The 386-nt window shown below is 58.8% G+C and carries 1 protein-coding gene; it reads left to right on the forward strand.

What is annotated here, in order from left to right:
- Positions 1-87: 87 nt before the first annotated feature.
- Positions 88-386 (forward strand): transposase zinc-binding domain-containing protein (locus U869_RS31240; protein ID WP_198530715.1); only part of this gene is annotated, 299 nt, incomplete at its 3' end.

Genomic DNA, 386 nt, shown 5'->3' on the forward strand with positions numbered 1-386 from the left:
GAACGGTAGCACGCCTGCGGCGTGAGCTCGTCTGCTGCGCAGCCGAAGTCCTTTCCACCCTCATCGCCGTATTTTATATTGTCCTTCATGTACATACCGCGACCCGCAAAGCTCCTGTTCCAGCACGATGATGGCTGGGAACGCTTCCTTGAGAAGAATGGTCATCAGCTCACCGACTGGACCAAACTCTCTGTCGAGCGCATGCTTGCCTGCGGGACATGCGCCATGGGCGTTCGCCGCTATTGCTGCAGCTCGCCTGACTGTTCTCACTCACGCTTTCTCTGCCAGACCTGTAAGTCCAAGGCCTGCAGCTGCTGCGGCCTCAAGGGCACCGAGCAATGGATCGCCGAGCAGCAGCACATCTTGCCTGACTGCGACTGGCAGCA

Origin of the sequence: Serratia sp. H1w (assembly GCF_000633355.1) — a bacterium.
Classification (GTDB): Bacteria; Pseudomonadota; Gammaproteobacteria; order Enterobacterales; family Enterobacteriaceae; genus Chania.